A 14,785-nucleotide genomic window follows, 5' to 3' on the forward strand; every position below is an offset into this window, starting at 1 on the left:
GTTTCTCTTCCGTTCGTTCATGACTCACCCCACGTATCCGCCACGCCGTTTCCGGGTTCCTGCGGAACGCTGACCGACCCGTCCACGAGTCGCGTCCGGTCGGGACCCAGATCCCGACCCAGCAGCGTTCCGGTCGCCACCCCGCAGGCGAGACGGTCGGGAATCGCGGCCGCCGCGTGAATCGCCGCCGTCCTCGCGACGACGCCGTCGATGGTTGTCGTGACGACCGGCGTGACGCCCTCGTCCCGGGCGTGTTTCGCGACCTCCACGACCCGATCAGGACCGCCAATCACCATCGGTTTGCAGATCAGCACGTCCGCGGCACCCGCGTCGAGGACCGTCTCGGCCGACGTTTCCGCGATGGACTCGTCCGCAGCGACGGCGACGACCGGCCGCGCAGGTCGGCGAGACCGTCGATGTCGTCGGCCGGAAGCGGCTGTTCGACGTAAGCGATTCGAAGCGAGTCGAACTTGTGAAACGCTTCGCGTGCCTCCGCACGCGACCACGCGCCGTTCGCATCGACGCGGAGTTCGACGTCCGGGCCGACCGCATCCCGAACCGCCCGGAGGCGGGACACGTCGTCCGTAAGCGAACGTGCCCCCACTTTCACCTTCACGGACTCGAACCCGGAATCGACCGCGTCCTCCACCGCCGCCACAGTCTCGATACGCGAGCAGTCGCCGACGGTGGCGTTGGCCGGAACCGACTCGACGTGGTCCGGCCCGCCGAGAATCCGATACAGCGGTTGGTCCTCCCGCTTCGCTCGCAGGTCCGCCAGCGCGAGCGCGAAGCCGTGTCTGGCCGCCGGTGTCGATTCGAGGGACGACAGTGCGCTCTCGGGGTCATCGACGTGCGCGATGGCCGCGCGGCACGCCGGAAGGGATTCGGTCCACCCCGGAAGGGGCGTCGCCTCCCCGATGCCGATGTCGTCGCCGTCATCGATGCGGATGAGGATGCCTTTTCGGTGCTCGATGGGGCCGTGTGCCGTGTCGAGCGGCGACTCCAGCGGAAGCGAGAACTCGTGCGTTTCGATAATCATACCGTCATACCGATGGCGAAACAGACCGCGTGGGCGGCCAGCAGTTTTCCGGTCTGTTCGAGTGCCGGATTGAGCGCCTCGCCCGACGTCTTCGTGAGCATCGTCCGGGTGATCATCGCGGCGTACGGAACCGTGATGAGCGGGAGGAGGACGGCAAAACCGAACGCCGACGTGGTCGCGAAGTAGATGGGGACGAGGTAGGAAAGGGCGAGCATACCGATGAACTCGCCGCGACTCGCACGGTAGCCGATGAGCACCGCCAGCGTCTTCTTGCCCGCTTTCCTGTCGTTCTCCAAGTCACGGACGTTGTTGACGACGAGGATGTTCGTCGAGATGGCCGCGACTGGGAGGCTCGCCAAGAACGCGGTCATCGTGACGGTTCCCCCCGGAATGGCGAGCGGGAACGGCGCGGCGACGAGGCTCGCGGCCTGCACGTAGAACGTCCCCATCACGGCGATGACGCCGAAGAAGACGAAGACGAACAGGTCACCCAGTCCGTGTGAGCCGAGCGGAAACGGCCCGCCAGCGTAGGCGATGCCGCTGATGACGCTCGCGAGGCCGATGACGAGGATCGGTAATCCGCCGACGTAGACGAGGTAGACCCCGACGACGATGGCGAGCAGGAAGGTGCCGTACATCGCCCGTTTGACCTCGTTCGGCGCGATGAGCCCCGACTGTGTCACGCGGGTGAATCCCGTCCGTTCGTCGGTATCGACGCCCTTCACGGCGTCGTAGTAGTCGTTGGCGAAGTTCGTCCCGATCTGGATCAGCGCCGCGCCGACGAAAGCCGCGAGCGCCGGAAGCGGCGCGAACTGCTTCTCGTGAAGCGCAAGCCCGATGCCCACGATGACGGGCGCGGCGGCCGCCGGAAGGGTGTGTGGCCGCGCCGCCATCAGCCACGCCTGCTTCCGAGAGACGTCTGTGGCCGTATCGTTCATTATCGAGATAGTTCCGGCGAGAGGTGTATAGCATCTACGGTTTCACAGGACTCTTACCGGATTTCTCTCCGGAGAAACGGATTCGATGGCGCGGGCGAGGGACTTTCGTTTAAGTGCTTCTCGTCACAAGGTGGAGATATGGACGGAAGACGGCTCGTTCTGCAGGAGTAGATTGACTCGTTTCGAGTGACGACGCTCGTCACGAATCCGTCACGAACACCGCGAGCGTTCTCGGCGTGGTCAGTTCCGTTCCAGTTCGCGAGCGTCGCTCCCGTATCGCGACGACTCCTCCTTGTGAAGCAGGGTCTCCAACCGCCGCTCGAACTCCGATTCCGAAACCTTCCCGTCGGCGTAGTTGCGTTTCAAGCGCTCGACGGGGTCGGTTTCGTCACGGTCGTCCGTCGAAACCGAACCGTCGAACGACTCCGAATACGCGCTCGACCGACGGGATGTTCCCGATGAGCGAGAGGTACACCGGCCAGAGGGTGGCGACGGTTAGGACCAGGGTTCCGAGGGTGAGCGCCAGAAACAACGGGGCGAAAAACAACGTGACGAACAGGTTGAGACTGTACAGACTCACGCTCGTCAGGACGTAAGAGAGGATTCCCAGCGTTCCGGTACCGAACGCGAGCAAGAGTCGTCCGACGGTGCCGTCCGGCGTGTAATGCTCGATGAATCGGTGCCATCGACGCGTTCTGGATTCCGAGGAGGGTAAATCGACCATGGGACCACATACCTGCCGGTCAGTAATATTCGTTCCGGAGTTGAAGAATGAATAACAGGATTCGCGGGGTCAGTCCGTCTCCGGGATGGCGTAGGACCCGGCGAGGAAGAACAACACGGCGAGGGCGGCGAGGACGACCAAGTCACCGCCGACGGCCCCATGGGAGTACGTCAAGGTTCGGACGCCGCGCGCGAAGTACGTCAGCGGCGAGATGTTCATGATGGGACGGAACCACGACGGCAGGAGGTCCGGCGTGACGAACGTGTCCGAGAGGAACAACAACGGCAGGGCGATGGCGTTGCTGGCGGCGATGACGCCGTCCGAGGACCCGGCGTAACTCCCCAGCAGGGAGCCGAGGCCGCAGAACAACGCGACCGCGAGCGCGATGAAGACCGCGACGGCGGGCAACGTGGCGAGGGAGACGCCCGTGCTCGTCACGAGGGTCATCAGCACGAGGATGATGACGCCCGCGAGGCCGATGATGACGACGTTGACGAGCGTGTGTGCGAGCAACCACTCGGCACGGGTGAGCGGCGTGGTCGACAGCTTCTCGAAGCGGTTCGACTCGCGGTGCCGGGAGACCGAACTCCCGACGCGCGAGAGCGGTGTGAACAGCACGACGACGGCGAGGTAGCCCGGCAGGTAGTACGCCGGGGGTTTCGAGAACAGGCCGCCCGAACCGCCCGAACCCGGATTGGTCTGCACCAACACCGCGAAGATGAGGATGAGGATGACCGGGAAGAAGAACGTGAAGAACACGGCGGTGCGACGGCGGAGGAACGACCGCCACGCCGCACCGGCCTCCGACCGGACGCGACCGAACGACGTCATTGGTCACCTCCGACGATGGCGGCCTCACCGGCACGACGCGTGGTTTCCGGCCCGAGCGGTGCGCCTGTCAGCCTGAGGTACACGTCCTCCAAGTCCGGTTCGGTCCACGTCAGGGCCTCGTACTCGACGCCGCGGCTGTTCAAGTCCGTGACGACCTCCCCGATGTCGGCGGGGGTGACGCCGTCGAACACCAGTCCGGATTCGGTCTCCTCGACGGTGTATCCCATCTCGACGGAGGACCGCGGGGTCGCGGTTTCCACGACGAGTCGGCTCTCGCCGCCGTACTCGCCGATGAGCGAGTCGGGCGTTCCGACGGCGACGATTTCGCCGTCCGCGAGGAGTCCGACCCGGTCGGCCAGTTGTTCCGCTTCGGCCATGTAGTGGGTCGTCAGGAAGACCGTCGTTCCGCCGTCCGCGAGGTCCTCGACGAGTCCCCAGAGCGCGCGGCGTCCGGCCGGGTCGATTCCGGTCGTTGGCTCGTCCAGAAAGAGGATGTCGGGGTCGTTAACCAGCGTCGCGGCCACACAGACCCGGCGTTGCTGTCCTCCGGAGAGGTTCTTGTACCACGTGTCGCCCGTGTCGGTGAGACCGACGTCGGCGAGGGCGTCGTCGGGGTCGCGGGCACCGTCGTACAGGCCCGCGTAATACGCGACGAGTTCGCGGGCCGAAAGCCGGGCAGGAGGGTCGAACGACTGCGGAAGCAGTCCCACCCGTGACTTGTCCACGTTACCGGGTGGTGCACCGAGGATGGAAACGCTCCCGCCGTCGGGAGTCATCGTCCCGGTCAGTGACCGGATGAGTGTTGTCTTGCCCGCCCCGTTCGGCCCGATGAGCGCGAACACTTCGCCCGCGCCGACCGAGAGGGAGACACCGTTCAGTGCGACGGTGTCGCCGTATTCCTTCCGAACGTTCTCGGCGACGAGTGCGTCGGACATGCCCGGAACTTCTCGCCGTTGCTAAGTAAGGAGTTCGATTCGACCACCAAGCGGTCCGTCGAACGACATCACATCGAAATCGGAACTGACTGAGCCAAGATAGTTTTGCCCGAATAATTATTCGACATCGTCCGCGTTCAGCTCATCGATCCTTCCAATTCCCGCTCCATCGACCCCGTAATCGTTCGATCCGTTCTTCGGTCGGATGGGGTATTACGAGTTTCGTCCTCGGCCCCACCGAATCGTCGGCCGCCAGTACAACAACAGGACGGTAACGACGAACACGACCGTCGAGATGTCGTAGGAACCGGACGAAACCGTCGCGGCGAGTCCCGATCCCGCGCCAGCGACCCCCGTGATGAGCGACGCGACGATTGGCCACGAACAACTCACGCAGGAGAACAGGCCGAGGAGTCCCGAAATCGCGGACCCCGCCGCGTCGAGGACGGTGGCGTAGACGAGATACGCGAGCGAGAGATAGCCGATCAGTTTGAATGGCAGAATCTCGACGCGAAACACGCTGTTGTGATACAGCAGTGCGGGTCCCCATCCCGGCGGGAGCCACGAGATACGAAACCCGTTCGCCAGCGATCCGGGGAGCGCACCGGTGCGGCCGAACAGGCCGCCGAAGTACGCGACGACGACGAAATACCCGATGCCGATGGCGAGCGCGACCCACCGGTCGCGCTCGTTCGTTCGAACCGGGTTCGTCTTCCACACCGCGTACAGCCCGACGTTTATCCAGATAAAGGGGTAGAGCAGGTAGCGGAAGCCATAGCCGTGGGACAGTCCCTTGACGGCGAGAAAGGCCAGCAGCGCGAACAACTCCGCGTTCAGCACGACCGCTCCCAACAACAGCGATTCGTGGGACGGCCGATAGCGTGTGAATGCGGTGCTCATAGTACGAGTGCATCGACGACGATGGCGAGCAACAGCGCCCCGAGATAGGCGTTCGACGCGTGGAACGAGCGGAACGCCGCCTTGTCGTCGCGTTCGCGGTGGAGTTGAACGACCGCGACCAGGAAGACCGCCCCGAACACGATGGTCGTGAGCGCGTACAACCAACCGAGGGTCGTCACCGTGGCGAGGACGCCCGAGGCGAGCAGCGTCGCGCCCAACCACAGCAGGATGTGTTTTCGGGTTTCGGCCTCGCCGCGAACGACGGGCATCATCGGGAATCCACCGCGCGCATAGTCGTCCTTGTACGCCAGCGCGAGGTTGTAGAAGTGGGCGGGCGTCCACAGGAAGATTACACCGGCCAGCACCAGCGCGGGCAGACCGATATCGTCGGAGACGGCGGCCCAACCGATGAGCGCCGGGAGCGACCCGGCCAACCCGCCGATGACGGTGTTCTGCACCGTGTTCGGCTTCAGGATGAGCGTGTACACCACGCTGTAGAACACGATGGCGAACAGGCCGAAGATGGCGACGAGCAGGTTCACCGAGAGGAAGACGGCCAGCGACGCGGCGGCCAGCAGAAAGCCGAAGGCGATGGCGTTTCGAAGCGGAATCTGTGCCGTCGCGGCGGGGCGGTCCGCGGTGCGGTTCATCCGCTTGTCTACGTCGCGTTCGAGGACGTGGTTGAACGTCCCGCTCGCGCCGATGGAGAGGACGCCGCCGGTGAGCGTGGCGACGATGGTGCTCACCTGTAACGTATCGGATCCGGCCGCGAGCGCCATCCCCGCCGAGGCGACGAGACAGAGCAACCACATCAAACGCGGTTTCATCAGGCGGAAGTAGGCGTACGCGGTCGCCGTGATGCCGACGAGGTCGCCGGTTTCGGTCGGTTCCTCGATGGGGTCCGGGTCGTTGAACGTCATACCGACCGGACCGTCCGACTCTTCGGGTTCGAGCGTCCACGCGAGCGCGAGGACGACGCCGGTGAAAATCGCCATGCCGACGATTAGGTGAGTGTCGGCGAACGAAGTCGTCGTCGCGGAGGTGGCCGCATACGCGCCCAGGACGACCTGTATCGGGTAGAGTATCGCGGCGAATCCGATTCCCGCCTTCACGCGCGGTCGAGAGTTACGACGGAACGCCAACACGGTCGTGGCGAACAACAGCAGGCCGACGACGAGCGCGACCACGCGATGGGTCCACGCGATGATGAGTTTCGAATCGTGGAACGGAACGATCCAATGGCCGTTGCAGGCGGGCCACGTCGGGCACGCGGAGACGGCGTTGACGAGCGAGGTCGTCGCACCGACGACGACCAAGAGATAGACGCCGACAACGGTCGCTGTCAGTGCACGTTCGAACCGTCCAGATGAGGAATCCTGCAATGGCACCGTTGTCTGACGAATTGTATCCCCGCGTACTTAGACCATCCGACTTTCGACGGCAGTGAAGTCAGCACATATTTATGGGTCACTTCCGAAGGCTAGGCCAATATGGATTCCAAGCGGATGGGACTCATCGCGACCCTCGGCGCGATGTTCCTCGCACTCGCTGTCGACCCTGTAGCGGCCTACAATTCGACGACAGATTCCCTGATTCGGACGCTCAACAAGCAGTTGTTGTACGCGGCAATCCCCATCTCGATCCTCGTCGAGGGGATCCTCTTCTACACCGTCTGGAAGTTTCGCAACAACGACGACCCGAAACCGACGAAGGAGAACCGACGGCTCGAAATCACGTGGACGGTCGCAACCGCAATCGTCCTCCTCTTCGTCGGGGTCGCATCCTACGGCGTCATGGCGAACGAGTACGTCACGGTGACGCCGAAGGACACGATGCAAAAGGAACCGAACGCGGTCAGCGTCGACGTCATCGGTCAGCGCTACTTCTGGACCTACAACTACCCCGAGCACAACATCACGGGTTCATCGGACCTCTACATCCCGAAGGACAGGCCGGTGTACTTCAACGTCACGTCGACCGACTGGATACACTCGTTCCACGTTCCCAAACTCGGGTTGAAACAGGACGCGATACCGGGCGAGAACAACACCATCAAGACGAAAGTCACGAAGGAAGGCACGTATCAGGTGTACTGTGCTGAGTACTGTGGCTCCGGTCACTCGGTCATGCTGAGCAAGGTGCACGTCGTCTCGAACGCCAAGTACGAGAAGTGGCTGAAACAGCAGGAGAAGAAGAACTCCGGCGGAAGTTCGAGCGGCAACGGAGGGAACAACAGTTCGAGCAGCGGCGGTAACAACAGCACTGCGGGTGGCAACAACAGTTCGAGCGGTAACAGTACTGCGGGCGGCAACAACTCGTCGGCGTAATTCCGATTTTTCCGTTTCGATGATGATTCCGTAGTGATGACTCAGCAATACTGAAACCATCGCAGACAGTTCGTCCGACGAACGCCTTTGGGTGCATTTTTAGTAGTCGGGCCGCAACCGTCTCTGTATGACGGTAACGGACGATTCGACAGAGGAGCACGGCCATCACCTCCCGGCCGTCGAGGACTGGCCGAAAGGCTTCGGCGAGGCGTCGTGGTGGCCGATCATCACGGTACTCGGCGCATCAGGGTTCTACGTCGGTGCCGCACTGTACATTCTGGGACACGGCGGGGACACCATGGTCGGGCCGAACATCGGCCCCATCGTGTTCATCTGTGCCGCCGCGGTCTTCCTCAGCGGACTGTACGGGTGGGTGTATCACGCCTTCGTCAAGCACTTCTGGAGCAAGGAGTCATCCGGCTCGCCGAAGCTACGCTTCGGGATGATAATGTTCCTCTGCACCGAAATCGCGACGTTCGGTGCCGGGTTCGTCTACTACTTCTTCATCCGGGTCGGTACGTGGCCCCCGAAGATCGGAGAGGTTCCCGAAGTCGTGAGTACATTGGTCATCGTTAACACGGTCCTGCTGGTCGCCAGCAGTATCACGCTCCACTGGGCGCACAGCGAACTCCGGAAGAACAACCGAAGTCGGTTCATCGCCGGTCTCGCAACGACGCTCGTCCTCGGTGCCCTGTTCCTCGCTGGACAGGTGTACGAGTACTACGACTTCATCGTCGAGAAAGGGTTCACGTTCACTGGCGGCGTGTTCAACAGCGCGTTCTTCGGCCTGACGGGTCTCCACGGCCTGCACGTTACGATGGGCGCAGTGCTCCTGACCATCGTTCTGGTCCGTTCGCTGTACGGACAGTACTCCGCGGATCGTCACGTCTCCGTGTCGACCGTCTCGATGTACTGGCACTTCGTGGACGCGGTGTGGATCTTCCTCGTCGTCGTGATCTACTTCGGCGCCGAGATAAACTTCTGACCGCGAATTCGTTTTCCCACTTTTCATCCGTTCCAGTGACCACGCTACCGAGTCGGAGTGGAATTCGATCCCGTTCGAATCACCGTGAACACGGAAACACGCGTTCGCAAGATTGAAACGCGAGAGTGCAGAATTTCGTGGTATGGAACTGCGGGTTATCGAGAAAAGCGATACGGAACTCCGGATCGAAATCGGGGGCGAGGACCACACCTTCATGAACGTGTTGAAGGGTGCACTCCTCGAAACCGAGGGCGTCGCGGCGGCGACCTACGACCTGAACCCCGAGCAGTCGGGTGGACAGACTGACCCCCTCCTCACCGTCAAAACCGAGGACGGGGTCGACCCCATCGACGCCTTGGAGGCCGGTGCACAGAACGTCAAAGACAAGACGGGCGCGTTCCGCGAAGCGTTCACGAGCGCCTGAGTTTTCGGGTTCGTATTTCGTTTCGGTCTTCGTGATGCACGACGAGCGACCGGAAAATCACATCCGAACCGGCACGTCACGGTCCGCGAGGTACTCCTTTACCTCCCGAATCGAGTACTCGCCGAAGTGGAAGATGGACGCCGCGAGCGCCGCGTCCGCGTTCGCGTCGGTGAACACCTCGTACGCGTCCTCCGGGCCGCCACACCCCGACGAGGCGATGACGGGCGTCGAAACCGAATCGCAGACGGCCTTCGTCAGCGGCACGTCGTAGCCGTCCTTCGTCCCGTCCGCGTCGATGGAGTTGACGAACAGTTCGCCCGCGCCGCGCGATTCGGCCTCTCTCGCCCATTCGACCACGTCGATGCCGGTTCCCTCGCGGCCGCCCTTGACCGTACACTCGAACCAACAGGACTCGCCGTCCACACGTTCGTAGTGTTCGCCTTCCTCGTCGAAGCGCCTACGGGCGTCGACGCTGATGACGATGCACTGACTGCCGAACGCCGTCGCCCCCTCCGTCACGAGTTCCGGGCGCTCCAGCGCGGCGGTGTTGATGGACACCTTGTCCGCCCCGGCGCGCAGGGTTTCCTTGATGTCCTCGCGGGTTCGAATCCCGCCGCCGACGGTCAGCGGGATGAACACCTCGTCGGCCACCGAGTTGACGACGTTCAACATCGTCTCGCGGCCGTCGGCGCTGGCCGTGATGTCGAGGAAGACGAACTCGTCCGCGCCCGCCTCGTTGTACTGGCGCGCCATCTCGACGGGGTCGCCCGTGTACTGTAAGTCCTCGAAGTTGACGCCGGTGTACACCGCCGGGTTCCCGTCGTCGTCCAAGTCCACGTCGATACACGGGATGATCCGCTTGGTGAGAGTCATTGGGAGTGGGTTGGGAACCGGACGGCAAAAGGAGACGGGTTACGGGAAAGGTTGCGACGAGAAGCGAGCGGTAGAGCCGCGTGTGTCAGCGGTACTGGCTTCGTGCAGCACGGAACTTGCAATCACAGGAAAATCGAACACACCTGTTCGTACCTTCACTGCTCGTGCGTTTCGCCTTCGTGATGCGGACAACAGAAGGTACGTAAACTTCGGCCCGATAGCACCGGTATGGCCGAAATCGACGTGGAACCCGTCGAGCGAATCGACGAGGACGTCGTCCCCGCGGGGATCGATGCACCGAAGTACGTGTTGTACGGCGGCAAAGGCGGCGTCGGGAAGACGACGATGGCCGCCGCGACGGCGCTGGCGAGCGCGCGCGATGGAACGCGAACGCTCGTCGTCTCGACCGACCCGGCACACTCCCTGTCGGACACGTTCGAGCGCGACATTCCGGCGGAAGCGACGCGCATTCGGGAGGATATTCCCCTCTTCGCGGCGGAGATCGATCCGGACGCCGAACTGGAGGAACAGGCCGGAATGATGGGCGAAGGGAGTCCGCTCGGCGGCATGCTCGGCGACGATGAGGACGGGCCGATGGGGTCGCTCCTCGGCGGGGCGATGCCCGGGGCGGACGAGGCCGCCGCGATGCAGAAGTTACTCGAATTTCTGGACGACGAGCGGTTCGACCGCGTCGTCGTGGACACCGCGCCGACGGGACACACCCTCCGATTGCTGGAACTGCCCGAACTGATGGACACGATGGTGGGCCGGATGATGAGCCTGCGCCAGCGATTGAGCGGGATGATGGACGGCGTCAAGGACGTGTTCGGCGGCGGTGCGGACCCCGAGGAAGGGATGGAGAACCTCGACGTGCTCAAGGAACGGATTCAAAAACTCCGGACGACGCTGCGGGACCCCTCGAAAACGGACTTCCGCGTCGTCATGATCCCCGAGGAGATGAGCGTCTTCGAGTCCAAGCGCCTGCTCGCGCGACTGGAGGAGTTCGGAATCCCGGTCGGAACCGTCGTCGTCAACCGCGTGATGGAGAACCTCGCGGACGTGACCGATTCGGTCGATTCGGATCGGTTCGCCACCCCGAACCTCGACGACTGTGAGTTCTGCCAACAGCGCTGGGAGGTCCAGCAGGGCGCGCTTCGGGAAGCACAGGACGTGTTCCGCGGGCACACCATCAAACGCGTTCCGCTGTTCGCCGACGAAGTTCGCGGCGAGGAGATGTTGCGCGTCGTCGCCGCCTGTTTGGACTGATCCGACGGGAACGCCAACATTTTACTGAGAACATAACTACCGCGACGACGACGTAGAAAGCCCCCACTTGCTACGAGGTGTCTGTATTTTGAGACTGCAAGTACCGAGCCGCATGAATTACCGCATCCGCCCCGCAACCGCTTGCTCGCGGCTGTGCCGCTCGCTTGCGAGGTTCCGGAGGAACCTCGTCTACCGCCCACACGCCTCCCCAGCCGATTCGCTCCGACGCTCCTTCCGTCGCGCGCCGTGCGGTTGAACCGTATCGTGCAGCCTATCCAACCGAGTGGCGCGCGGGGCAGCAGGCCCGAGGATAGCGGTCATCCGAGGGTCTGATTGGCTATCGCGCGAGGGATGACTGAGCGACTGAAATCCCCGTGAGCGGTAGCGAACGGGAGCACGGAAGAGCGGAGCTCTTCCGGAGGGAGCGAAGGAATCGGCTGGGGAGGATGTGGTGCGGGGCGGTGGTGTGGGTGGTTGAAAGGGGCGCCGCTCGCGTGTATCGTGGGCGTCTCGGCGACCTCTCTTGGTGAAGACGAGCGAAACGAGTCGAACCAAGATGTCGGTCTAGCGGCCGCGAGCGGGCGGGGGCTTTCGAGGCGGTCTACGTCCCAGCAACTGCACTCGTAAAACAATCAAAAACAGCACAACGAAGCGAGCGGGCGGGGACTTTCGAGGTAATTATCTCCGGAACTGCAATCACAAAAGAATCAAACACGCCCACTCGTCGCGCTTCCCGAATCAGTCGAAGAACTTCTTGACCCAGTCGTTGGTCGAGAGATCGGAGAACGTCCCGTACAGTTTGTCGAGCCACGCGGCGGGTAGGATACGCGCGTACTCGGTTATCCGCGCCATCGTCCCGACCTGATAGCGGGCGTTCGGATGTTGGAGGTTCGCCGCGTCGAGGATGGTGTCGGCGACTTCCTTGGGGTGGACTGCGCCGGGCATGCCGCCGTCGATGGCCTGCCGGTCGCCGTACATCTTGTAGAAGCTTTCGTAGCCGCCGGAGCGCTCGACGCCCTCGACCTCGTCGCTCGCGCGGTCGTAGAACTCGGTATCGACCGGGCCGGGTTCGACCAGCACGACGTCCACGTCGTACTCGGAGACTTCGCCGCGGAGGGAGTCCGAAATACCTTCCAGCGCGAACTTCGACCCGCTGTAGATTCCCATGCCGGGGACCGCCACGCGGCCGACCGCGCTGGAGACGTTGATGATGGTCCCTTTTCCGCGCTCGCGCATGTGCTCCAATGCGGCGCGGGCCAGTCGAAGCGGCCCGTAGACGTTCACGTCGAACTGCGCGTGCACCTGTTCGATCGGTACGTCCTCGACGGGACCGGGCTGAGCGTAGCCCGCGTTGTTGACGAGGCAGTCGAGGTGGCCGTGCTCGTCGATGATTCTCCCGATGACGCGCTCCACGTCCTCGTCCTTGGTGACGTCGAGCGTCGAAATGGTACAGCCCTTCTCCCCGAGCGTCTCGATATCGGCGGGGTTTCGGGCGGTCGCGTACACTTCCCAGCCGTCCGCGAGAAACGAGAGAGCGGCCTCCCGACCGATCCCCGACGAACAGCCAGTTATCAGCACAGTCTCAGCCATGGGGTTTCCTTCGGACGGGGGTGGCTAAGTATCAACGGTTTCCTTCACGTCATCAGCGTAGGCGTCCGCCCGCCGCGTCGGTTCGGGGAGTTTGTACCCCGCACAGAGTTGCCAGACCAAATCCGCGGTCGTCTCGGCGCTCACGCGGTGGCCCGAACTGACGTACAACGGGTTGATGTGGCGCTTTTCCGGGTTCGGATACTGGCGCGACTGGAGCGCGTAGCCGATGACCGTCCCGCCGGGCGCGCTGACCCGCGAGTTCGCAACGACCGGCACGCGCTCGCCCGCGTCCATGTATCCCTGCGGCGGGTCGCGCAACTCGCCACAGAGCAGGTTCTTGGCGACGCCGACGGTCGGCAGGTCCAACATCACGCCGATGTGCGTGGCGATTCCGGCCTGCCGGAAGTGAATCCGTCCGCTTCCGTCCACCATGGCGAGGTCGGGCGAGACGGTCAACTTCTCGAAGGCGCGCAAAATTGCGGTTCCCTCCCGGAACGACAGCAGTCCGGGAATGTACGGAATCTCCGTCTCGACGGCGGCGTGAACGCGCTCTATCACCTCGCCGTCGCGCGACGCGACGAGCGCGCTCACGGCGAGGTCGTCGATGAAGGCTTGGTCCACGCCGACGACGACGGGGGAGTCATTGGTTGCGGGCGTCTCGTCACCGGTCGGCAGGTGCGTCTGCTCCTCGTCGGTCGCTTCCGCACGAACGCTCCCCGCGTCGAAGTCGAACGCGTCCTCGAAAATAGCCGTCTCCGCCACCTCGTACTGGAGCGCTTCCATCTCTTCGCGCGAGAGCGACGCGTCCGGAACGAATTCGGGGTGGGCGAGGTCGGTCATTTCATCAGAACCGGCGGCGGCCTCCGCCACCCATCCCGCCACGTCCACCGCCCCCGCCGATATCGAGTTCGGAGGGACCACCCGTACCGCGGTTTTTCAACCACGCGCCGTACAGCAGACCGATTCCCAGCCCGGTGAGGTGGGCCAATTGGGCGACGTTACCCGCACCCGGTCCAGCGACGACGCTCGTGAATCCGGAGTAGATGGCGAAGCCGATGGTCGCCACCCAGAGCGGCACCGGGAGGATGAAGTAGATGTAAATCTTCATGTTCGGGTTCAGAACCGTGAGAACACCCATAATCGCCATGATAGCGCCGCTCGCGCCGAGAACGATGGCACTGCCGCCCATCAGTCCGACGATACCGACCTGTGCCAGTCCGGCGAGGATTCCGCTTCCGAGGAACAACGCGGAGAACTTCGCGCTCCCGATGCGCCGTTCGAGCACCGGCCCGAAGAAGTACAGCACGATGCCGTTGAAGATGATATGCGTGAACCCACTGTGTGCGAAGATGGACGTGATCCACGTCCAAACGTAGGTGATATGATAGGTGCTTAGCGTGAATATCGAAACCCACTCCGGACTCCATTGCTGGATTCCGAGCAGGGGTGTGATGGCGTACTGCGCGACGAACATCAGCACCATCAGTCCGAGGAACACGAACGTCATGTTCCCGCGGAAGTAGCTCAGCGGGCCGCCGGTGCGGGCGGCAGCGCTGAATCGGCCGCCGTCGCTATCGTTCACGCCATCATCGAAGCCACTGTCGAACACTCCCTCCGGATCGTTCCACTGGTCCAACCCCGGACAGGAGTGATTCTCCGGGAGTCGGTGCTCGGCACAGAACGTCCCGCCGCACATCCGGCACTGGTACGGCATATTCTCGTTCTGCCCACACACGTCGCATTGCGCCATTGTTCCATGGTTTGAACCGACCGGTCAAATGGGTTTGGGTGCGTGGCGGACGTGAAAAATAGGGGACAAAATCGAGCGCCGAGAAACCGTCGAACGAGTCGGATTTCCGCGTGCCGTAGACGGGGAAATTGTAGAACTGTCGGACGGTCGTCATCGATCCGAAGCCGGATTCCGGAATCCACAGCGGTTGGTCGGCCAGCGTG

At 63.1% G+C, this 14,785-nt stretch carries 15 protein-coding genes and 1 pseudogene; 4 read left to right on the forward strand and 12 right to left on the reverse strand.

All coding sequences use genetic code 11. The features are described from left to right. Window positions 1-17: 17 nt before the first annotated feature. The 8 genes and pseudogenes from A4G99_RS11570 to cyoE form a co-directional block, all read right to left on the reverse strand. Window positions 18-1,039 (reverse strand): annotated as a pseudogene (locus A4G99_RS11570) (mandelate racemase/muconate lactonizing enzyme family protein). After that, window positions 1,036-1,977 carry a 1,4-dihydroxy-2-naphthoate polyprenyltransferase gene (locus tag A4G99_RS11575; protein WP_066143586.1) on the reverse strand — a complete coding sequence of 314 codons (942 nt, stop codon included), beginning with the start codon at window positions 1,975-1,977 and terminating at the stop codon, window positions 1,036-1,038. The pseudogene A4G99_RS11570 and the gene A4G99_RS11575 overlap by 4 nt, the downstream one beginning before the upstream one ends. A gap of 240 nt (window positions 1,978-2,217) precedes the next feature. Then, window positions 2,218-2,343: a hypothetical protein gene (locus tag A4G99_RS28725; protein WP_255359089.1), complete on the reverse strand. Its 126-nt coding sequence runs from the start codon at window positions 2,341-2,343 to the stop codon at window positions 2,218-2,220. Between the two features lie 22 nt (window positions 2,344-2,365). Then, window positions 2,366-2,701: a hypothetical protein gene (locus A4G99_RS11580; protein ID WP_066143589.1), complete on the reverse strand. Its 336-nt coding sequence runs from the start codon at window positions 2,699-2,701 to the stop codon at window positions 2,366-2,368. A gap of 69 nt (window positions 2,702-2,770) precedes the next feature. After that, the gene (locus A4G99_RS11585; protein ID WP_066143592.1) at window positions 2,771-3,532 is read right to left on the reverse strand and encodes an ABC transporter permease; all 762 of its coding nucleotides are present in this window, start codon (window positions 3,530-3,532) and stop codon (window positions 2,771-2,773) included. Then, window positions 3,529-4,467 (reverse strand): ABC transporter ATP-binding protein, encoded by a 939-nt coding sequence (locus tag A4G99_RS11590; protein WP_066143595.1) that lies wholly within the window; start codon window positions 4,465-4,467, stop codon window positions 3,529-3,531. Before A4G99_RS11590 ends, A4G99_RS11585 begins: the two co-directional genes overlap by 4 nt. A gap of 213 nt (window positions 4,468-4,680) precedes the next feature. After that, window positions 4,681-5,367, reverse strand: coding sequence for a hypothetical protein (locus tag A4G99_RS11595; RefSeq protein WP_066143599.1), 687 nt, complete (start codon window positions 5,365-5,367; stop codon window positions 4,681-4,683). After that, the gene (cyoE, locus tag A4G99_RS11600) at window positions 5,364-6,749 is read right to left on the reverse strand and encodes a heme o synthase (protein ID WP_066143602.1); all 1,386 of its coding nucleotides are present in this window, start codon (window positions 6,747-6,749) and stop codon (window positions 5,364-5,366) included. The genes A4G99_RS11595 and cyoE overlap by 4 nt, the downstream gene beginning before the upstream one ends. Before the next feature lie 108 nt (window positions 6,750-6,857). On the opposite strand from cyoE, the gene coxB reads away from it, so the two are divergent. The 3 genes from coxB (at window position 6,858) to A4G99_RS11615 (ending at window position 9,103) form a co-directional block, all read left to right on the forward strand. Then, entirely contained in the window at window positions 6,858-7,694 is an 837-nt protein-coding gene (gene coxB / locus A4G99_RS11605; protein WP_066143604.1) for a cytochrome c oxidase subunit II, read from the forward strand. Window positions 7,695-7,821: 127 nt separating this feature from the next. Next, window positions 7,822-8,679, forward strand: coding sequence for a heme-copper oxidase subunit III (locus tag A4G99_RS11610; protein WP_066143607.1), 858 nt, complete (start codon window positions 7,822-7,824; stop codon window positions 8,677-8,679). A gap of 142 nt (window positions 8,680-8,821) precedes the next feature. Beyond that, a complete protein-coding gene (locus A4G99_RS11615; RefSeq protein WP_066145161.1) occupies window positions 8,822-9,103 on the forward strand; it encodes a DNA-directed RNA polymerase subunit L in 282 nt (93 codons plus the stop codon). A 57-nt stretch (window positions 9,104-9,160) separates the two neighbouring features. Here A4G99_RS11615 and hisF read toward each other — a convergent pair whose 3' ends face one another. After that, the gene (gene hisF, locus A4G99_RS11620; protein WP_066143610.1) at window positions 9,161-9,976 is read right to left on the reverse strand and encodes an imidazole glycerol phosphate synthase subunit HisF; all 816 of its coding nucleotides are present in this window, start codon (window positions 9,974-9,976) and stop codon (window positions 9,161-9,163) included. Between the two features lie 228 nt (window positions 9,977-10,204). Here hisF and A4G99_RS11625 point away from each other — a divergent pair, with 228 nt between their 5' ends. Continuing rightward, window positions 10,205-11,242 (forward strand): TRC40/GET3/ArsA family transport-energizing ATPase, encoded by a 1,038-nt coding sequence (locus A4G99_RS11625; RefSeq protein ID WP_066143612.1) that lies wholly within the window; start codon window positions 10,205-10,207, stop codon window positions 11,240-11,242. 738 nt (window positions 11,243-11,980) lie between these two features. Here A4G99_RS11625 and A4G99_RS11630 read toward each other — a convergent pair. Genes A4G99_RS11630 through A4G99_RS11640 form a run of 3 tightly spaced genes read right to left on the reverse strand, consistent with a single transcriptional unit; the run spans window position 11,981 to window position 14,582 of the window. After that, complete coding sequence (locus tag A4G99_RS11630; RefSeq protein ID WP_066143615.1) at window positions 11,981-12,832, reverse strand: SDR family oxidoreductase; 852 nt, start codon at window positions 12,830-12,832, stop codon at window positions 11,981-11,983. 24 nt (window positions 12,833-12,856) lie between these two features. Further along, complete coding sequence (locus A4G99_RS11635) at window positions 12,857-13,672, reverse strand: endonuclease V (protein ID WP_066145163.1); 816 nt, start codon at window positions 13,670-13,672, stop codon at window positions 12,857-12,859. A gap of 4 nt (window positions 13,673-13,676) precedes the next feature. Beyond that, entirely contained in the window at window positions 13,677-14,582 is a 906-nt protein-coding gene (locus A4G99_RS11640; RefSeq protein WP_066143619.1) for a rhomboid family intramembrane serine protease, read from the reverse strand. Window positions 14,583-14,785: the final 203 nt, after the last annotated feature.

Origin of the sequence: Haladaptatus sp. R4, from assembly GCF_001625445.1 — an archaeon.
GTDB lineage: Archaea > Halobacteriota > Halobacteria > Halobacteriales > Haladaptataceae > Haladaptatus.

Excerpts from the sequence above, each read along its gene's own strand:
- A4G99_RS11575 (WP_066143586.1), bottom strand. The coding sequence starts at position 1,977 with ATGAACGATACGGCCACAGACGTCTCTCGGAAGCAGGCGTGGCTGATG.
- A4G99_RS11580 (WP_066143589.1), bottom strand. The coding sequence starts at position 2,701 with ATGGTCGATTTACCCTCCTCGGAATCCAGAACGCGTCGATGGCACCGA.
- A4G99_RS11585 (WP_066143592.1), bottom strand. The coding sequence starts at position 3,532 with ATGACGTCGTTCGGTCGCGTCCGGTCGGAGGCCGGTGCGGCGTGGCGG.
- A4G99_RS11590 (WP_066143595.1), bottom strand. The coding sequence starts at position 4,467 with ATGTCCGACGCACTCGTCGCCGAGAACGTTCGGAAGGAATACGGCGAC.
- A4G99_RS11595 (WP_066143599.1), bottom strand. The coding sequence starts at position 5,367 with ATGAGCACCGCATTCACACGCTATCGGCCGTCCCACGAATCGCTGTTG.
- coxB (WP_066143604.1), top strand. The coding sequence starts at position 6,858 with ATGGATTCCAAGCGGATGGGACTCATCGCGACCCTCGGCGCGATGTTC.
- A4G99_RS11610 (WP_066143607.1), top strand. The coding sequence starts at position 7,822 with ATGACGGTAACGGACGATTCGACAGAGGAGCACGGCCATCACCTCCCG.
- A4G99_RS11615 (WP_066145161.1), top strand. The coding sequence starts at position 8,822 with ATGGAACTGCGGGTTATCGAGAAAAGCGATACGGAACTCCGGATCGAA.
- hisF (WP_066143610.1), bottom strand. The coding sequence starts at position 9,976 with ATGACTCTCACCAAGCGGATCATCCCGTGTATCGACGTGGACTTGGAC.
- A4G99_RS11625 (WP_066143612.1), top strand. The coding sequence starts at position 10,205 with ATGGCCGAAATCGACGTGGAACCCGTCGAGCGAATCGACGAGGACGTC.
- A4G99_RS11630 (WP_066143615.1), bottom strand. The coding sequence starts at position 12,832 with ATGGCTGAGACTGTGCTGATAACTGGCTGTTCGTCGGGGATCGGTCGG.
- A4G99_RS11635 (WP_066145163.1), bottom strand. The coding sequence starts at position 13,672 with ATGACCGACCTCGCCCACCCCGAATTCGTTCCGGACGCGTCGCTCTCG.
- A4G99_RS11640 (WP_066143619.1), bottom strand. The coding sequence starts at position 14,582 with ATGGCGCAATGCGACGTGTGTGGGCAGAACGAGAATATGCCGTACCAG.